Origin of the sequence: Neomicrococcus lactis, assembly GCF_014200305.1 — a bacterium.
Lineage (GTDB): Bacteria > Actinomycetota > Actinomycetes > Actinomycetales > Micrococcaceae > Neomicrococcus > Neomicrococcus lactis.
This window is the reverse complement of record NZ_JACHBL010000001.1, coordinates 2604987-2621003: the sequence shown is the minus strand read 5'-3', so window position 1 is coordinate 2621003 and position 16017 is coordinate 2604987. Positions and strand designations below refer to the sequence as shown.

Annotated in this window: 15 protein-coding genes; 7 read left to right on the top strand and 8 right to left on the bottom strand. The window is 59.3% G+C overall.

All coding sequences use genetic code 11. From position 1 onward, the window contains the following. Positions 1-108: 108 nt before the first annotated feature. Positions 109-1014 (bottom strand): phosphoribosylaminoimidazolesuccinocarboxamide synthase, encoded by a 906-nt coding sequence (locus BKA12_RS11910; RefSeq protein ID WP_183644193.1) that lies wholly within the window; start codon positions 1012-1014, stop codon positions 109-111. Beyond that, positions 1011-2306 (bottom strand): phosphoribosylamine--glycine ligase, encoded by a 1296-nt coding sequence (gene purD / locus BKA12_RS11905; protein ID WP_183644190.1) that lies wholly within the window; start codon positions 2304-2306, stop codon positions 1011-1013. The genes BKA12_RS11910 and purD overlap by 4 nt, the downstream gene beginning before the upstream one ends. A 32-nt stretch (positions 2307-2338) precedes the next feature. Between purD and BKA12_RS11900 the strand changes: the two genes are divergently transcribed. The 5 genes from BKA12_RS11900 (at position 2339) to purM (ending at position 7016) form a co-directional block, all read left to right on the top strand. Further along, on the top strand, positions 2339-3346 hold the full coding sequence (locus tag BKA12_RS11900; RefSeq protein WP_183644187.1) for an asparaginase: 1008 nt from the start codon (positions 2339-2341) through the stop codon (positions 3344-3346). 5 nt (positions 3347-3351) lie between these two features. Further along, entirely contained in the window at positions 3352-3720 is a 369-nt protein-coding gene (locus tag BKA12_RS11895) for a sterol carrier family protein (RefSeq protein WP_183644184.1), read from the top strand. Positions 3721-3813: 93 nt separating this feature from the next. Beyond that, positions 3814-4095 (top strand): hypothetical protein, encoded by a 282-nt coding sequence (locus tag BKA12_RS11890; protein WP_183644181.1) that lies wholly within the window; start codon positions 3814-3816, stop codon positions 4093-4095. Between the two features lie 84 nt (positions 4096-4179). Beyond that, positions 4180-5847 carry an amidophosphoribosyltransferase gene (gene purF, locus BKA12_RS11885; RefSeq protein WP_183644179.1) on the top strand — a complete coding sequence of 556 codons (1668 nt, stop codon included), beginning with the start codon at positions 4180-4182 and terminating at the stop codon, positions 5845-5847. Then, positions 5844-7016 carry a phosphoribosylformylglycinamidine cyclo-ligase gene (gene purM / locus BKA12_RS11880; protein ID WP_183644176.1) on the top strand — a complete coding sequence of 391 codons (1173 nt, stop codon included), beginning with the start codon at positions 5844-5846 and terminating at the stop codon, positions 7014-7016. The genes purF and purM overlap by 4 nt, the downstream gene beginning before the upstream one ends. 35 nt (positions 7017-7051) lie before the next feature. On the opposite strand, the gene BKA12_RS11875 is transcribed toward purM, so the two are convergent. Both BKA12_RS11875 and BKA12_RS11870 read right to left on the bottom strand, forming a co-directional pair. Further along, positions 7052-8005 carry a Sir2 family NAD-dependent protein deacetylase gene (locus BKA12_RS11875; RefSeq protein ID WP_183644173.1) on the bottom strand — a complete coding sequence of 318 codons (954 nt, stop codon included), beginning with the start codon at positions 8003-8005 and terminating at the stop codon, positions 7052-7054. Beyond that, the gene (locus BKA12_RS11870) at positions 8005-8238 is read right to left on the bottom strand and encodes a DUF3073 domain-containing protein (RefSeq protein WP_183644170.1); all 234 of its coding nucleotides are present in this window, start codon (positions 8236-8238) and stop codon (positions 8005-8007) included. The genes BKA12_RS11875 and BKA12_RS11870 overlap by 1 nt, the downstream gene beginning before the upstream one ends. 238 nt (positions 8239-8476) lie before the next feature. Between BKA12_RS11870 and BKA12_RS11865 the strand changes: the two genes are divergently transcribed. Continuing rightward, the gene (locus tag BKA12_RS11865) at positions 8477-9226 is read left to right on the top strand and encodes a hypothetical protein (protein WP_183644167.1); all 750 of its coding nucleotides are present in this window, start codon (positions 8477-8479) and stop codon (positions 9224-9226) included. A 63-nt stretch (positions 9227-9289) separates the two neighbouring features. Here the strand turns inward: BKA12_RS11865 and clpB are convergent, their stop codons facing one another. The 4 genes from clpB to BKA12_RS11845 all read right to left on the bottom strand — a co-directional run bounded on the left by clpB (position 9290) and on the right by BKA12_RS11845 (position 14231). Continuing rightward, positions 9290-11878: an ATP-dependent chaperone ClpB gene (gene clpB, locus BKA12_RS11860; protein WP_183644164.1), complete on the bottom strand. Its 2589-nt coding sequence runs from the start codon at positions 11876-11878 to the stop codon at positions 9290-9292. 690 nt (positions 11879-12568) lie between these two features. After that, positions 12569-13120, bottom strand: a complete 552-nt coding sequence (locus BKA12_RS11855; protein WP_183644162.1) for a YceI family protein — start codon at positions 13118-13120, stop codon at positions 12569-12571. A 118-nt stretch (positions 13121-13238) separates the two neighbouring features. Further along, a complete protein-coding gene (locus BKA12_RS11850; RefSeq protein ID WP_183644159.1) occupies positions 13239-13742 on the bottom strand; it encodes a VOC family protein in 504 nt (167 codons plus the stop codon). Between the two features lie 24 nt (positions 13743-13766). Beyond that, complete coding sequence (locus BKA12_RS11845; RefSeq protein ID WP_183644156.1) at positions 13767-14231, bottom strand: YccF domain-containing protein; 465 nt, start codon at positions 14229-14231, stop codon at positions 13767-13769. A 265-nt stretch (positions 14232-14496) separates the two neighbouring features. Here BKA12_RS11845 and BKA12_RS11840 point away from each other — a divergent pair, with 265 nt between their 5' ends. Then, a complete protein-coding gene (locus BKA12_RS11840; protein ID WP_183644154.1) occupies positions 14497-15999 on the top strand; it encodes a polysaccharide deacetylase family protein in 1503 nt (500 codons plus the stop codon). Positions 16000-16017 lie beyond the last annotated feature (18 nt).

Here is a 16017-nt window from a genome sequence, read left to right as displayed (position 1 = left end):
AACGACAGAAGGCCCAGCTCCACGACTCGCGTGGATGTTGGGCCTTCATTCGTTGAACATGTGTATTTCTAACGCGGCACTTTTGGTTGAGCGATGAGCTCAGAAGAGTTATGCGGAGAACGTGAGTCCGGTCAGACGCTCGTAGGCGTCGACGTAACGCGCACGGGTCTTCTCGATAATCTCCTCGGGAAGCACGGGTGGCTTCTCGCCCGAGTTCTTGTCCCAGCCGGAGGCTGGCGACGTGAGCCAGTCGCGTACGAATTGCTTGTCGAAGGAGTCCTGAGACTTTCCGGGAGCATAGGTTGCCCCGTCCCAGAAGCGCGAGGAGTCGGGCGTCAGCACTTCGTCGCCCAGCGTAATGCGGCCGGTTTCGCGGTCCCGACCAAACTCAACCTTGGTGTCAGCCAAGATGATGCCGCGGTCGCGAGCGATGCGCTCTGCCGTGCTGTAGACCTTGAGTGTGAGTTCGCGCAGCTCTTCGGCCACGATTTCGCCCACCCGGTCAATGGTCTGTTCGAAGGTGATGTTTTCGTCGTGCTCGCCAACCTCGGCCTTCGCCGACGGAGTGAAGATGGCCGGCTCCAAGCGAGATCCGTCTTCGAGACCTTCGGGAAGCGGCAAGCCGGTCACAGTTCCGGACTGGCGGTATTCGGCAAGGCCAGAGCCGGTAAGGTATCCGCGCGCGATGCATTCGATCGTGAACATTTCCAGGTTGGAGCACACCATGGCTCGCCCGGCGACCTCAGAAGGAACATCCGTGGAAACCACGTGGTTTGGCACGCCCGAGAGCTGCTCGAACCACCAGAGGCTCAGCTGCGTGAGGATCTTGCCCTTGTCCGGAATGACGGAATCCAGCACAAAGTCGTAGGCCGAGATCTTGTCACTTGCAACCACCAAGACGCGGTTGGCCTCTTCCACGGTGGTTCCCGCCGGGACATAGAGGTCGCGGATCTTGCCCGAGTAAATGTGGTCCCAGCCCTCGAGGGCTAGGACGCCGTTAGCGGTGTTGCTCATGCGTTGTGCGCTCCCCGTGCCACGGTGATCTCACCGTTGATCGCTTTTTGTGCAATGTCCGTGCGGTAGTGTCCGCCGTCGAGGCTGATCTTGGCGATGCCCTCGTAGGCGGCGTCGCGCGCTGCTTCCAATGATTCGCCAAGTGCCACAACGCTCAGTACGCGTCCGCCAGCGCTGACCACGTCGCCCGCGTCATTGAGCGCCGTGCCTGCGTGCAGGACGGACGCTCCGTTTTCCTCGGCCTCGCGCAGTCCCGTGAGAGTTCCGCCGGTCGTCGGCGCGTCCGGATATCCCGGGGATGACAGTACGACGCCGACCGCCGACTTCGAATCCCAGCGGAGCGCTTCGATCTGGTCCAGTTCGCCGCGAGCTGCCGCAAGCAACAAACCGCCAAGCGGGGTTTGGAGGCGAGCCAAGACGGCCTGCGTCTCAGGGTCGCCGAAGCGAGCGTTGAATTCGATGACGCGAATGCCGCGAGAGGTCAGCGCGAGTCCGCAGTACAAGACGCCCACGAACGGGGTGCCGCGGTCAGACATCGTGCGAATCACGGGCAGTGCCACGCGGTCGATGACCTCGTCCACGAAACCTGCTGGCAACCATGGCAATGGCGTGTAGGCGCCCATGCCGCCGGTGTTTGCGCCTTCGTCGTTATCGAAGATGCGCTTGAAATCTTGGGCTGGCTCGAGCGGCACCGCGTGGTGTCCATCGCTGAGCACAAAGAGGGAAACTTCCGGTCCGTCAAGGTATTCCTCAATGACCACGGTGCCGCCGGCAGCAAAGCATGCCTTGGCGTGCTCGAGCGCTTCGTATCGATCAGAGGTAACGACGACGCCCTTGCCTGCAGCGAGTCCGTCATCCTTGACCACGTACGGTGCACCGAAAACGTCGAGCGCCTCGGCGGCTTCTGCTTCGTTCTCAGCGACGCGGGCCATAGCGGTAGGCACTTCGGCCTGAGCCATGATCTGCTTGGCGAAGGCCTTGGAGGCTTCGAGCTGCGCAGCCGCTTTGGACGGGCCGAAGACTGGAATGGCTGCTTCGACGAGAGCATCCGCGACACCAGCGGCCAACGGCGCTTCCGGTCCGACGACCACCAAGTCAACGCTCAGCTGCTGGGCAAGAGCCACGACAGCGGCAGAATCGCTCGCGTTGATCGCGTGGACGGTTACCTCTTGGGCAATGCCGGCGTTTCCTGGCGCACAGTGCACCTCAGTAACCGCGGAATCCCGCAAGAGAGCTTTGACGATTGCATGTTCACGACCACCGGGGCCCAACACAAGTACTTTCACGCCCATAACCCTACCGTTAGCCCCGTAGACTCCTATATATGTCTTACCCCCTGACTTTGTCGCGCTCCGAAGAATTGGCCGTCGTTGAACGTAACGGATGGGTGGAATCTCGACATGCGGGAGCCGCCGTGGTCGTTGGTCGCGACGGAAATATCATTGCTGAGCTGGGCGATTCCCGGGCGTCGATCTTCCCTCGCTCCACGCTCAAGCCTTTCCAGACGCTTGCGTCGATGCGCGCAGGCGTGCCCTTGCGCGGCGCTCACGTTGCGCTCGCTTCCGCCTCTCATGTGGGATCCTTCGAGCACCAGCGCGCAGCACTCGAAATGTTGCACCTCGCAAACCTTGATGAGTCAGCACTTCAGTGCCCTACCGCGTGGCCAAAGCACGCCGAGACCCGCCTCGAAATAAGCCGCACCACGGGCGAGCCAAACCGCTTGGCCTTCAACTGCTCGGGAAAGCACGCAGCGTTCCTCATGGCCTGCGTGGAGAACGGCTGGCCGATCGAAAACTACTTGGACCCTAAGCACCCGTTGCAGCAGGCAGTCCTCGAGACCGTCGAAGAATTCACGGAGTCCCCGCTCGCCAACATTGCCGTTGACGGCTGTGGCGCTCCCGTTCCCGCCATCGAGCTCGTTGGCTTGGCGCGCGCCACGAGCAAGCTTGCGGCCGCTCCTGGCGACAAGTCCTCCGATGCCCGCGCTGCCACCATCGCCACCGCGATGCTGGACTACCCCTGGGCCGTCCAAGGTCACGGCGAAGAAAACACCGTGGTCATGGAAGAGCTCGAGGTCATCTCCAAGCTCGGCGCGGAAGGCGTCCTCATCCTCGGCGCCCCAGACGGCACCGCGTGCGCCATCAAGATGCTGGACGGCAACGGCCGCGCCGCAACGCTCGTAGGCCTCACGCTCTTAGCCAACGCCGGCGCCATCTCCGTCGAGAAGGTGCAAGAAGTCCTACCGAAGGTGGTTCCACCCGTGCTTGGCGGCGGCCAGCCGCACGGCAAGATCCGCTTGGCTCGCCCCGTGATGGACCTGTTGGAAGACTAGATTCCATGGCAGTACGACGACGCATCTCACCCGAGGATGGTCAGTTTGCGGTCAGCCAGTGGTTGCGCGCGCAGGAAGCCGAAGAGACGCTTCCTCGTCCGCGGCTAGCGATGGCGGTGCGCTACCTTCTCGAAGAGCTAGCCGAGCAAGCACCCGGAAATTCTGTCGAAGTCCGGGTGCCCCCGTTTGGCGTGACGCAATGTATTGACGGACCGCGGCATACGCGCGGAACGCCACCGAACGTCGTCGAAATGGACGCCGCCACGTGGCTGGAACTGGCTACGGGGCAGCAGACGTGGGACGGCGCCGTCGTACTGGGAAAAGTGAACGCTTCCGGTCTGCGCGCGGATCTTTCCGCATATTTGCCGCTCTAACGCGTGCCGCTCGCCCCAAGGATGCCGCGAAGCTCACGTTTCTGGTCCGTCATGAGGGCCTTTGGGCCGGCGCGATGCGGGTACCCTTAAGGCATGTCCTCTCCGGAAAAAATCGATGTTGATGTTCGCTTGTCCCCTAAGTTCTGGCCGTTTTTTGTTGGCGGAGCGCTCGTGGGAGTACTCGCCGCACTCATCGTGACCATGGGCTTTCAAAGCTCGACGGACGAATTTTCGGATCAGTCAGTCTTTGGCTATTTCGCGATCCTGCTAGGAATCGTCGGCGCGGGCCTCGGCTCCGTGGCGTACCTCGTTTTGGACCGCGTGCTGGCTCGAAAGAGTACGCGATTGACGGCCGTCGAAGTCGACGAGCAGTAATCGCGAAAAACCTTCAGGGTTCAGCTTTTCCCACCAACTTAACGCGCGGGGCTCAGACCTGCGAAGAATGAGAGAATAGTCCCCATGGCACGCGGTGATGGCTTACTTTCGCATGATTTACTTCCCGGTGAAAAGGGACCACAGGACGAATGTGGTGTCTTTGGCGTTTGGGCGCCCGGCGAGGAAGTTTCCAAACTCGCCTACTACGGCCTCTACGCTTTGCAGCACCGCGGCCAAGAGTCCGCTGGTATTGCCACCTCAGATGGCCAGCGCATCAATGTGTACAAGGACATGGGCTTGGTCTCTCAGGTCTTTGACGAGAACACGCTGAACGCTCTCACCGGCCACATTGCTGTTGGCCACTGCCGTTATTCCACCACCGGAGCAAGCCACTGGGCCAACGCGCAGCCAACTCTTGGCGCAACCGCCGATGGCACCGTAGCCCTCGCGCACAACGGTAACCTCATCAACTCCGCCGAACTCATGGACATGGTGTTCTCTGAGCAGGGTGGCAGCCCACGCGGCGAGATCGCTCAAGGCAACACCACGGACACCGCTTTGGTGACCACGTTGCTCAAGGGTGATCCATCCAAGTCCCTCGAAGAGACCGCACTCGAGCTGCTGCCGAAACTGCGCGGCGCTTTCTGCTTTGTCTTCATGAACGAGACCACCTTGTACGCGGCCCGCGACACCTACGGCGTGCGTCCTTTGGTGCTGGGCCGTTTGGACAACGGTTGGGTTGTTGCCTCAGAACAGGCCGGCCTTGCCACAGTTGGCGCAAGCTTCATTCGTGAAATAGAGCCCGGCGAAATGATCGCGATCGACGAGAACGGTGTGCGCTCTACGCGCTTCGGCGAGGCAACCCCCGCCGGCTGCGTGTTTGAGTACGTGTACCTGGCTCGCCCGGACGCCGTCATCAACGCCCGCTCCGTGTACGAGTCCCGCGTAGAGATGGGCCGTCAGTTGGCCCGCGAAAGCGAAGTTTCCGCGGACATCGTTATTCCAGTTCCTGAATCCGGCACCCCGGCCGCCATTGGTTACGCCGAAGAATCCGGCATCCCGTTTGCGCACGGCTTCGTGAAGAACGCCTACGTGGGCCGCACCTTCATCCAGCCGTCTCAGACGCTTCGCCAGCTTGGCATCCGACTCAAGCTCAACGCTCTTGAGCCCGTGATCAAGGGCAAGCGCGTGGTGGTTGTGGATGACTCGATTGTTCGCGGCAACACCCAGCGCGCCATCGTGCGCATGCTGCGGGAAGTTGGCGCGGCCGAGGTTCACGTCAAGATTTCCTCCCCGCCGGTCAAGTGGCCGTGCTTCTACGGCATTGACTTCGCGTCCCGCGCGGAGCTCATCGCCAACGGCGCCACGATCGCTGAAATCACCACCTCGATTGGCGCGGATTCCCTCGCGTACATCTCCGAGGAGGGCATGATTGATGCCACGCAGCAGCCGCGTGAGCGCTTGTGCACCGCGTGCTTCACGGGTAACTACCCCATCAACCTGCCCAACAAGGACAGCCTCGGCAAGGACTTCTTGGAGCGTTCCGTAGCCAAGTCCGCACCTGCTGCGCCAGCAACTCAGGCCGCACCAACTGCGACGCTTGAAGACATGCCCGCATCTGCCGTAGATGTTGACGCTTACGAAGGCGGTTGCGATCCCGGCCCAGACGCCGAGTTCGAAGCCGACCTCACGCCGCAAGATCGCGAGCCGATCAAAGCAACCACCCCCGCTCCGGAAGGATCACAAGCATGACGTCAGACGTCCCACAGGGCATCACCTACGCCTCCGCCGGAGTTGATGTGGAGGCCGGCGACCGCGCCGTTGAACTCATGAAGGAAGCCATCAAGGGCACGCACAACTCCTCCGTTCTGGGCGGCGTTGGCGGTTTCGCTGGTCTCTACGATGCGTCTGCACTTCTGAAGTACAAGCGCCCACTCTTGGCCACGTCCACGGATGGCGTCGGCACGAAAGTCGCAATCGCTCAGGCGCTCGATAAGCACGACACGATCGGCTACGACCTCGTGGGCATGGTTGTTGATGACATTGTGGTGGTCGGCGCTGAGCCGCTCTTCATGACGGACTACATCGCGTGCGGCAAGGTGGTGCCTGAGCGAATCGCGGCGATCGTGAGCGGCATTGCCGCGGCTTGCCAAGAAGCGGGCACCGCGCTCGTTGGTGGCGAGACCGCGGAGCACCCCGGCTTGCTGGGCGAGCATGAGTACGACGTCGCTGGTGCGGCTACCGGCCTCGTTGAAGCTTCGCAGGTCTTGGGCCCGGAGCGCGTGCGTCCCGGCGACGTCGTCATCGCGATGGCGTCTAGCGGTCTGCACTCCAATGGATATTCTTTGGTTCGTCGCGTCATCAACCACGCAGGTTGGGCACTCGAGCGCGAAGTCAGCGAACTCGGCCGCACCTTGGGCGAAGAACTGTTGGAGCCTACGAAGGTTTACGCGGGCGATTGCTTGGACCTGATCCGCTACCTCAATGGCGCTCAGCCGTCCTCGGACCCAGCCTTGGCTCCGATGCACGGCCTCAGCCACATCACCGGTGGTGGACTTGCTGCGAACTTGGCTCGCGTTCTTCCTACCGGCCTGGTGGCTACCGTGGATCGCTCCACGTGGTCGCTTCCACCGGTCTTCTCGTTGGTGTCCCAGCTGGGTGGCGTGCCGCTGCACGACCTCGAGCGCACGCTGAACCTCGGTGTGGGCATGGTTGCCATTGTTGATCCAGTGGCTGCTGACACGACCATCGCTCGCCTCGCGAGTCGCGGCGTGAACGCTTGGGTCATGGGTAGCGTCGAGACCTTGGACGCCACCAAGGCTGCGAACTTCGAGCACATGAACCCACTCGATGTGGTTCAGGGTGCCAAGGGCGTCGACGGCGGAACCGTGGTCATGCAAAGCGCCTACGCGCTGGCCTAACCGGCCGGCAGTTACTGCCAATAGGTCAAAAATACTTAGCGTCCCGCGATACCAAGTGCATCAAGCACTTGCGTCATCGCGGGACGTATTTGTGTCCGCCACAAGTACGTGGCTTTCTGGTCCCCTCGGCCTGGACCGCCGTTGATGATGCCAATTTCTTCATTGGCTTTCTCAGCATCCAAAACGAACTTGTAGCCGCTCATAACGGCGAGGGATGAGCCAATAACCAGCAAGGACGAGCTCTGGTCCACGAGTTCTTTGACCTGCTGCTTGCGATCTCTCGGTACTGATTCACCGAAGTACACCACGTTGGGCTTGAGCTCCTCAGAGCCACAGACCAAGCAGGTGATCATGTGGAATGCAGCTACGTGCTCGTCAGAGAGTGCTACGTCGCCGTCTGGGTTCACGGCGGATGGATCTAGATCAATGCGCTCTACGTAGCCAGGGTTGGCGCTTGCGAGCCGCTCATCGAAGTTTCTGCGATCCTCCACGGCACCACAATTGAGGCATTGGACCATGGAGAGGTCGCCATGAAGCGGAATGACGTTCGTGGATCCGGCATCGTGATGCAGTCCGTCCACGTTCTGAGTGACCACGCCACTGACGAAACCATGGGATTCAAGCGCAGCAATAGCGCGGTGCACGAAGTTTGGTTGAGCTTTGGCAACATGGCGCCAGCCCACGAAGGATCGGGCCCAATATCGGTGCCGCGCCGCCGGATCATGCATGAACTCTTGATAAGTCATGGGTCGGTGACGCTTGAGAGAACCGTTGGGTCCGCGATAGTCAGGGATTCCGGAGTCGGTGGAAACACCTGCGCCGGTAAGGACCAAGACACGCCGACGCTCGAGCATGCTCACAATACCCTCTAAAGCCCATGACGGATCATGGGCAGTTGCGGTTTCGTGAACAACTCGAGCGATCGAGCGTAGGGCAGCCTGATGGCCTGAATCCAAAAATGGATCGCCTTGGTTTTTACGATCGGGCATCAGCCGATACGACGGGTGTCGTCCTCGTCGTCGTAATCGGCATATTTGTCCTCGTATGACGAGTAATCAGTCTCGTCATAGTCGTCATGTACGACTGGAGATGCGCTTCGGGTGCTCGAGGTGCGAGCTCCCCCAAGTTCGCGCTCCAGGGCAGACAGGTCAGTGGCCGGGGAGTAATACTTCATGTCCCGGGCTTGACGAGTAGCTTTTGCCTTCTGACGGCCGCGCCCCATGGCGTGACCCCCTTTTTTCCTCGATCCGGAGGTGGTCCCCCAATTAACTGGGAGAGGCCCCGGAAGACCGTATCAATTCTTTCGTAGGTAAAGGTTAACACGTTTGACCCCTAATTGCCGCTTTTGACGCGTCAAGACATGCCTTGCAGAGGTGCACTCCTACAAGGCATGACATTGTCTCGAGAGCAGGGTCACGTAAAGTTGGATTGAAACTATTTCAACCGATTTCGGACCTAATGTGAAGAACGATTCTCCAGACGCACCAGAACCGACAGAAAACCGCTACAACGCGCTCAATAACCAGCTCTTCGAGATGGCCAATGAACCGCACGAGGACAGCGACGACTCTCAGGACGAGCCTCCACAGGGAGGTTGGTCACGAAAGCGCATTCTTGCGCTCATTGCGGCTGTCGTGGCGATTGCGCTCTTGGCGATCGGTATCTTCAACGCCATCAATCGCTCCTCAGCAACGCCGGAGGACGAGCCCACGGTGTCACGGAATGCCAACCCTGGAATCGATGGCATCATCGCCAAGGACGTTCCCGTCACTCAGCTTCAGGTGGGTGACTGCATCCGCAGCTTCGCTGGTCCACTCGAAAGAGCCACTGTGGTTACCTGCACCACCGATCACAACGCCCAGCTGATCGGCAACCCACAGCTCAAGAATCAGAACCCCGGCTACCCGGGCAACGAGGCTGTCAGCGCCGACGGACTCGAAGCATGCAAGGCCATCACCCTCAACGTCGCTTCACTGGGTGGCGTCAACTGGCGCTACGAATACAGCCGCCCATCCAAAGAGACCTGGGCAACCGGCGACCGTGAGATCGGCTGTTTCCTGACGTCTGAGGGAACCACCACGAAAACCTCTCTCTTGCCCGCCGCGTCAGCCGCGCCGACCAGCAAGAGTGGAGCTGCGTCGTCGTCCTCCCCGGCAAGCAAACCGGCCGCAACGCCTAGCCCAAGCCCAAGTTCCAGCAGCAAGGGCTAACCGCACGATTAAACGCAAGTGCCGCCATCCTCGATAGGACGGCGGCACTTTGTGTATCCGGGCTTAGTGGTGAGCGGTCACCGTCAGCCCGTCGCCGCTTTCGTTGACGCCGACAAGCACCTTGTCGCCATCGCGGATCTCGCCGGAAAGCAGGGCCTTGGCCATGCGGTCGCCGATTTCGCGCTGCACCAAGCGGCGCAACGGACGAGCGCCATAAGCGGGATCGTAACCGGTGAAGGCTAGCCAATCCGAAGCCGCAGGCGTCACCTCGAGGGTGAGTCGGCGACTTGCCAAGCGCTCGCCCAGCAGGCTGACCTGCAGGGAAACGATGTGGCTGAGGTCCTCGAGGGACAGTGGATCAAACATGATCACGTCATCGAGTCGGTTCAAGAATTCCGGCTTGAAGGACGCGTTGACCACGTTCATGACCGCGCTCCTCTTGGCCGCGGCATCGATGGTCTGGTCCACCAAGAACTGGCTACCCAAGTTCGAGGTCAGCACCAGGATCACGTTGCGGAAGTCCACCGTGCGACCCTGGCCATCGGTCAGACGGCCGTCATCGAGAACCTGCAAGAGGATGTCGAAGACCTCAGGGTGAGCCTTCTCGACCTCATCCAGGAGCACCACGGAATACGGACGACGGCGCACGGCCTCGGTCAGCTGACCGCCCTCGTCATAGCCGACGTAGCCCGGAGGTGCGCCGACGAGACGAGACACGCTGTGCTTCTCACTGTATTCAGACATGTCGATGCGTACCATCGCTTTGTCATCGTCAAACAAGAAGTCCGCGAGCGCTTTCGCGAGCTCCGTCTTACCAACGCCCGTGGGGCCAAGGAAGAGGAAGGAGCCGGTAGGACGGTTGGGGTCGCTGATGCCAGCACGGGCACGGCGAACCGCATCCGAAACCGCCTGAACAGCGTGCTTCTGGCCAATCAGGCGTTCGCCCAAGTGGTCTTCCATCGTCAGCAACTTTTCCGATTCGCCCATGAGCATGCGGCCAGCCGGAATGCCCGTCCAAGACTGAATCACTTCAGCGATGTCATCTGCAGTGACTTCTTCGGACACCATGAGTTCTGTTGGCATGTCATCGGCTTCGGCAGCCTGTGCTTCCGCGAGCTGCTTTTCCAACGTTGGAATCTCGCCGTACAGCAAGCGCGAAGCCTTCTCGAGTTCGCCGTCGCGTTGGTACTTCTCCGCTTGCGAGCGAAGATCATCCAACTGCACCTTGAGATCGCCCACCATGTTCAGGCCGGCCTTCTCGGCTTCCCAACGTGCATTGAGCGAGTCCAACTCTTCCTTCTTGTTGGCCATTTCCTCGCGCAGCGCCGCAAGCCGTTCCACCGACGATGGATCGGTTTCGCCTTCGAGAGCGAGCTCTTCCATGGTCAAACGGTCAACGGCACGGCGCAGCTGGTCAATTTCCTCAGGCGCTGAATCGATCTCCATACGCAGTCGGGAAGCTGCCTCGTCCACGAGGTCAATGGCCTTATCCGGCAACTGACGTCCGGAGATGTAGCGGTCAGACAACGCAGCAGCGGCCACAATCGCAGAGTCGGCAATGGAGACCTTGTGGTGCGCTTCGTAGCGTTCCTTGAGGCCACGGAGGATCGCGATGGTGTCATCCACGCTCGGCTCCCCCACGTACACCTGCTGGAAACGACGCTCGAGCGCCGGGTCCTTCTCGATGTTCTCGCGGTACTCGTCCAACGTGGTGGCGCCGATCAAACGGAGCTCACCACGAGCCAGCATCGGCTTGAGCATGTTGCCGGCGTCCATGGCACCTTCAGAAGCGCCAGCGCCCACCACGGTGTGAATCTCGTCGATGAACGTGACAATCTGTCCGTCAGAGGACTTGATCTCTTCGAGAACAGCCTTGAGGCGTTCCTCGAATTCGCCGCGGTACTTGGCGCCAGCGATCATCGATCCCAGATCGAGACTGATCAACGTCTTGCCACGCAACGATTCCGGAACGTCACCCGCAACCATGCGCTGGGCGAGGCCCTCAACCACAGCCGTCTTACCAACACCGGGCTCACCGATGAGTACCGGGTTGTTCTTGGTACGGCGGGACAGCACCTGTACCACGCGGCGGATTTCCTGGTCACGGCCAATGACCGGGTCCAGCTTTCCGCTCCGCGCAATGGCGGTGAGGTCCGTGCCGAACTTCTCGAGAGCTTGGAAGGTGTTCTCCGGGTCCGGATTATCCACCTTGCGGTCGCCACGGATTCCGGGGAGTGCAGCGTTCAGCGCATCAGTGGTGGCTCCGGCTTCACGCAGAGCATCGCCGGCCTTGCCGTTGTCAGCGGAGAGGCCGAGCAGCAAGTGCTCGGTGGAAACATAAGTATCGCCGTAGCGCTCGGCCGCCTGTTGCGAAGCCTGAATAACCTGCAGGAGTCCGCGCGAGAACTGCGCTTGAGCCACCGAGGTGCCAGACGATGTTGGCAATGACTTGATGGCAGCGCTGGCCTGACGCGAGACCGAATCAGGATCAATCCCTGCGGCCTTGAGCAGTGCCACGGCTACGGATTCGCGCTGATCCATGAGCGCTTTGAGCAAGTGCGCGGGTTCTACTTGCGGGTTTCCTGCGGTGGAGGCATTCATCCCCGCCGCGGAAAGAGCCTCCTGGCTCTTGGTGGTGAATTTAGTGTCCACTATTTTGCTTGTCCTTTCAGGGTGCGTGGCGCCATAAACTACGACGACGCCGCTCAGCAATTTTCTAAACTTGAGTCTACTTCACTCAACTCTTGGAAGATAGTGATTGTTCCCGAAAACACCCATCAATTTTTGGTAAGAAGAAGACGCTCCACAGCGCTTTCTGTAGAGCGTCTTCTTCTCGGACATCACAGCGCGCGATTCTTCAGATCACGCGGCTTTTTACAACACGCTGCCAGACTAGGCGTCTTGACGACGGTGAGCGTGTTGGTGGGGATGCCGCCGACATTCGGAGGGGAAGGATTGTTAGTCCATGTCGCAACAACCAACAAGTGTGAGTTGATGCCATTGGTGATGAAGAGTTTGATTCCATTGAGAACCCAGTCTTCATGGTCCTAGGTGGCGGTCGTCTTGATGCCTCGCAAGTCGGATCCCCCGACGGTTTCGGTCAATGCGATCTGGGGTATTGAACGTGGTCTTGATTGGTCGCGGACTTCCGACTGAATCCGCACCGGTCTAATGGAGTGAATCGATATGTCTTGAGCTATCGCTCGCTAGGCGATGAATGAGATGAGCGTCACTTGGGAAATCTACTCAAGGAATTAAGAGATTTGGCAAAACAAAAATGGGGTTGGCCGCCGCCCAAAAGCGATTGCCAACCCCACTCAAAGAGCGAGAATTGCTGGTAAATTAGCCCTGCTTTACGGCAGAAAGTTCAAACTCAAGCGAGATGCGCTCGGAAACCAAAACGCCACCCTGGTCGAGAGGAACATTCCACTCGAGGCCGTAATCGCGGCGGTCAATGCGGCGGGAGCCTTCGAAGCCAGCGCGCATGTCGCCATTCTGGTCCTTCTGGATGCCCGTGAGCTCGAGAGGAACAGTGATGGGCTTCGTGACGCCACGGATGGTCAAGTCACCGGAAATGATGAACGAGTTTTCATCCACCTGGTCAACGTTGTTGCCAACGAAGGTGATGTACGGGTGCGTTGGCGCGTCAAAGAAGTCATTGGTGCGCAAGTGGTTGTCACGATCGGCGTTGCGGGTATCGATGCTCTCAACGCGGACCTTGAGTTCGACCTTCGTCTTCGAAATATCGTTTGCATCGAAATCAAACTGGCCTTGCACGTCATTGAACGCACCGCGAACCTTGGTCACCATTGCGTGGCGGGCTTGGAAGCCAACGCGCGAGTGGGTTGGGTCTAAATTCCAAATGCCACTGAGGCTTGAATCAAGCTCCGTCATGTCACTTGCCTTTCTGTGGTTGCGGGCGGTGCTCCAGCCTGTTTGCTAGTTGATGCTCGCGACTAATTTACGGCTTCCCCAAGAATAGCCGCATTTGTTTGTTCAAAGATAACAACTTCTAAGAATTTGAATTACTTCCTGTTGCGGCAGCTTCAATGACGGCAATATCCAGTTTGCGCATCTTCATAAATGCATCCACTACCCGTTGCTGGGTTTCCGCATCCGAAGTTGTCATCAATTCTTCGAGGCGTTCTGGGACGATCTGCCATGAGAATCCGTATTTATCCGTGAGCCAGCCACACATGGATTCCTCGCCACCATCAGCCGTAAGGGCGTCCCAATAATGGTCAACTTCTGCTTGATCCTTACAACTGACCACAAAAGAGGTCGCCGGAGTCGGCTTGTAGTGTGGTCCGCCGTTGAGGGCTTGGAAGGCTTGACCATTGATCGTGAAGTTAATGACCAGGGGTTCTTCCTGCTCACTTTGACCAGCCACGCCAGCCTGTTCTGCCGCAACGGCTGCGGCTGCGCCCGAGGTGGAATTCGCGAAGAGTCCGGTATAGAACCGGACGGCTTCCGAAGCGGTCCCGTCAAACCACAAGCACGTCACCAACGGTTTCATGACAACTCCAATCAGAGTGTGCGATCAGCGTCCAACGCCGTAAGAGCTTCCAGCTCCGTACGGAGCAGGGCTTCGCGGCTGATACTGCGGGAAGATTGCGTTGCTCGGGACAATGACCTTGCCCAATGGAACCAAGGACACCGGGATAAGTTTCAAATTGGCGATACCCAACGGAATGCCAATGATGCTGACAAACATTGGAATGGCGGTTACCACGTGGCCAATGGCGATCCACAGTCCAGCAACCAGAATCCAGATGACGTTTCCAATAGTGGAGAACACGCCAGGGGTAGGTCCGCGGTCAACGATGGTGCGGCCAAAAGGCCACAGCGCGTAGGCGGCGATTCGGAAAGAAGCGATACCGAAAGGAATCGTCACAATCAAAAGGCAGCACACGATGCCTGCCAAGAAGTAGCCGAGCGCCAGCCACAAACCACCAAAGACCAGCCAAATGACGTTCAGAACCGTGCTTAATAGACTGTTTTGCATATCTCCATCTAATCGCATGCGCCGCCCAAGAGATACCCCAAAGCACCCCGAAAATGACCCTGACTTTTGCGCCTCCAACGAACAACAGAGAACAACGGTTAGATAACAATTCCTTGAATAACCCCACTTTTGTCCATAGGTATGAGGTTGTCGGAACAAACTAATAGGTATGCTTCACCCCGCTAGCCGCCTTAGTCGAGCCCGAAAACTCACTACACGAGCAGCCCTTTTAACCAGCTGCGGAGTAGCTATCAGCGCCTTTCTCTTGACCGGGTGCACACCGGCAAGCACCTCCAGCAGCACTTCCAGCGGATCCATTGTCGAGTCCGCCGCGGTCACCACGCCAGTCCCTATCTCCACGGAGCCGGGCCAAGATCAGGCCACCATTTCTACGGATGCGGTTCCCGGCCTGAACCCAGAAAGCGCCTCGCAAGCAGATCTGCACATCTTCTACCGGTGGTTTAGCTTGGCTGGCCATTCGGAACTCGGAGACGCACAAAAAGCCGTCATTCAGCAGTGGATTGATGACTACACCAATGATCACGAACCGGTTTTTGACTCCGGTGTCGCCAAACCAGAACTGAACATTCAGCCCGTCCTCACGGCAGCCACTCAAGACGTCATCGGCGTCCGGCTTGAGAGCTACGAATTCTTGGGCGCTTCTGGCGCCACCAGTTTCCAAACCCTTTGGTATTTCTTGAAGGATCACAAGGCCCTCACCACTCGCGACCTTTTCAAAGATGACGAGGCGCGCGAGCGCATGATTGAGCTCGCTAAGACGGAACTGCTGAAAGACCCAGACGCCTTCACGGAGGAAGCTGAGCAGATCGATGGAACGTACCTGAAGTCCCTCAACTTTGACTCGGCCGGCAACGGTCTCGTGGAGTTTGACGAGTACGCCGTGGCACCTGGCGCGGCGGGCCCTCAAGTCATCACCATTCCGGCGAAAGACCTCCTCCCTTTGCTCAACAAGCAAGGTGAAGCCGCCCGCGAGGCAGGCATGAGCGCGCAAACCAATGGCGCCACGGTTCCATCGAACGTTCAGACGACGGCTGCAAACCCTTCCACGGGAGCTTCAAGCGCGCAGACCACGGCTCCGTCCACCATCACCGCTCCCCCGACTGCTCCCGCTGCACCGAGTAGCAATTCGGTGGACTGCGCGGTCACCAAGTGCATCGCTCTGACGTTTGATGATGGTCCCGGCCCCTACACCCAGCGCCTGCTCGACACTTTGGAGCAATACAACGCGAAGGCCACCTTCTTTGTAGTGGGCGCCAACGTGGGCCGCTACAAAGAAACCCTCATGAGGGAAGCCGCGAACGGCCATGAGATCGGCAACCATACGTGGAGCCACCGCTCTTTGCCGACGCTGTCAGATGAAGGCGCGAGCCAAGAACTCGAAAGCACCTCTGACGCCATCGCAAATGTGTTGGGCTACGCCCCGAATCTGGTTCGCCCACCCTACGGCGCTACGAATTCGCGCGTTAACCAGCTGGCGCACAACCCCGTGATCCTCTGGGACGTCGACACCGTGGACTGGAAGTCCCTCAGCAGTGACGCCGTGGTCAAAGAGGCCACAGCGAGCGCACACCCGGGCGCAATCGTCCTGATGCATGACATCCACTCCAGCACCGTGGACGCCGTACCGGAGATCCTCAAGCGACTCAGCGCAGAGGGCTACCAGTTCGTCACGGTCTCGCAGTTGCTCTCCTCGAAGTCCCCAGCTGCGGGCGTTGTCTACAGCAGTGGTCCGGCTTCCGCCAAATAGTCCCGAGAGCCGCGGACT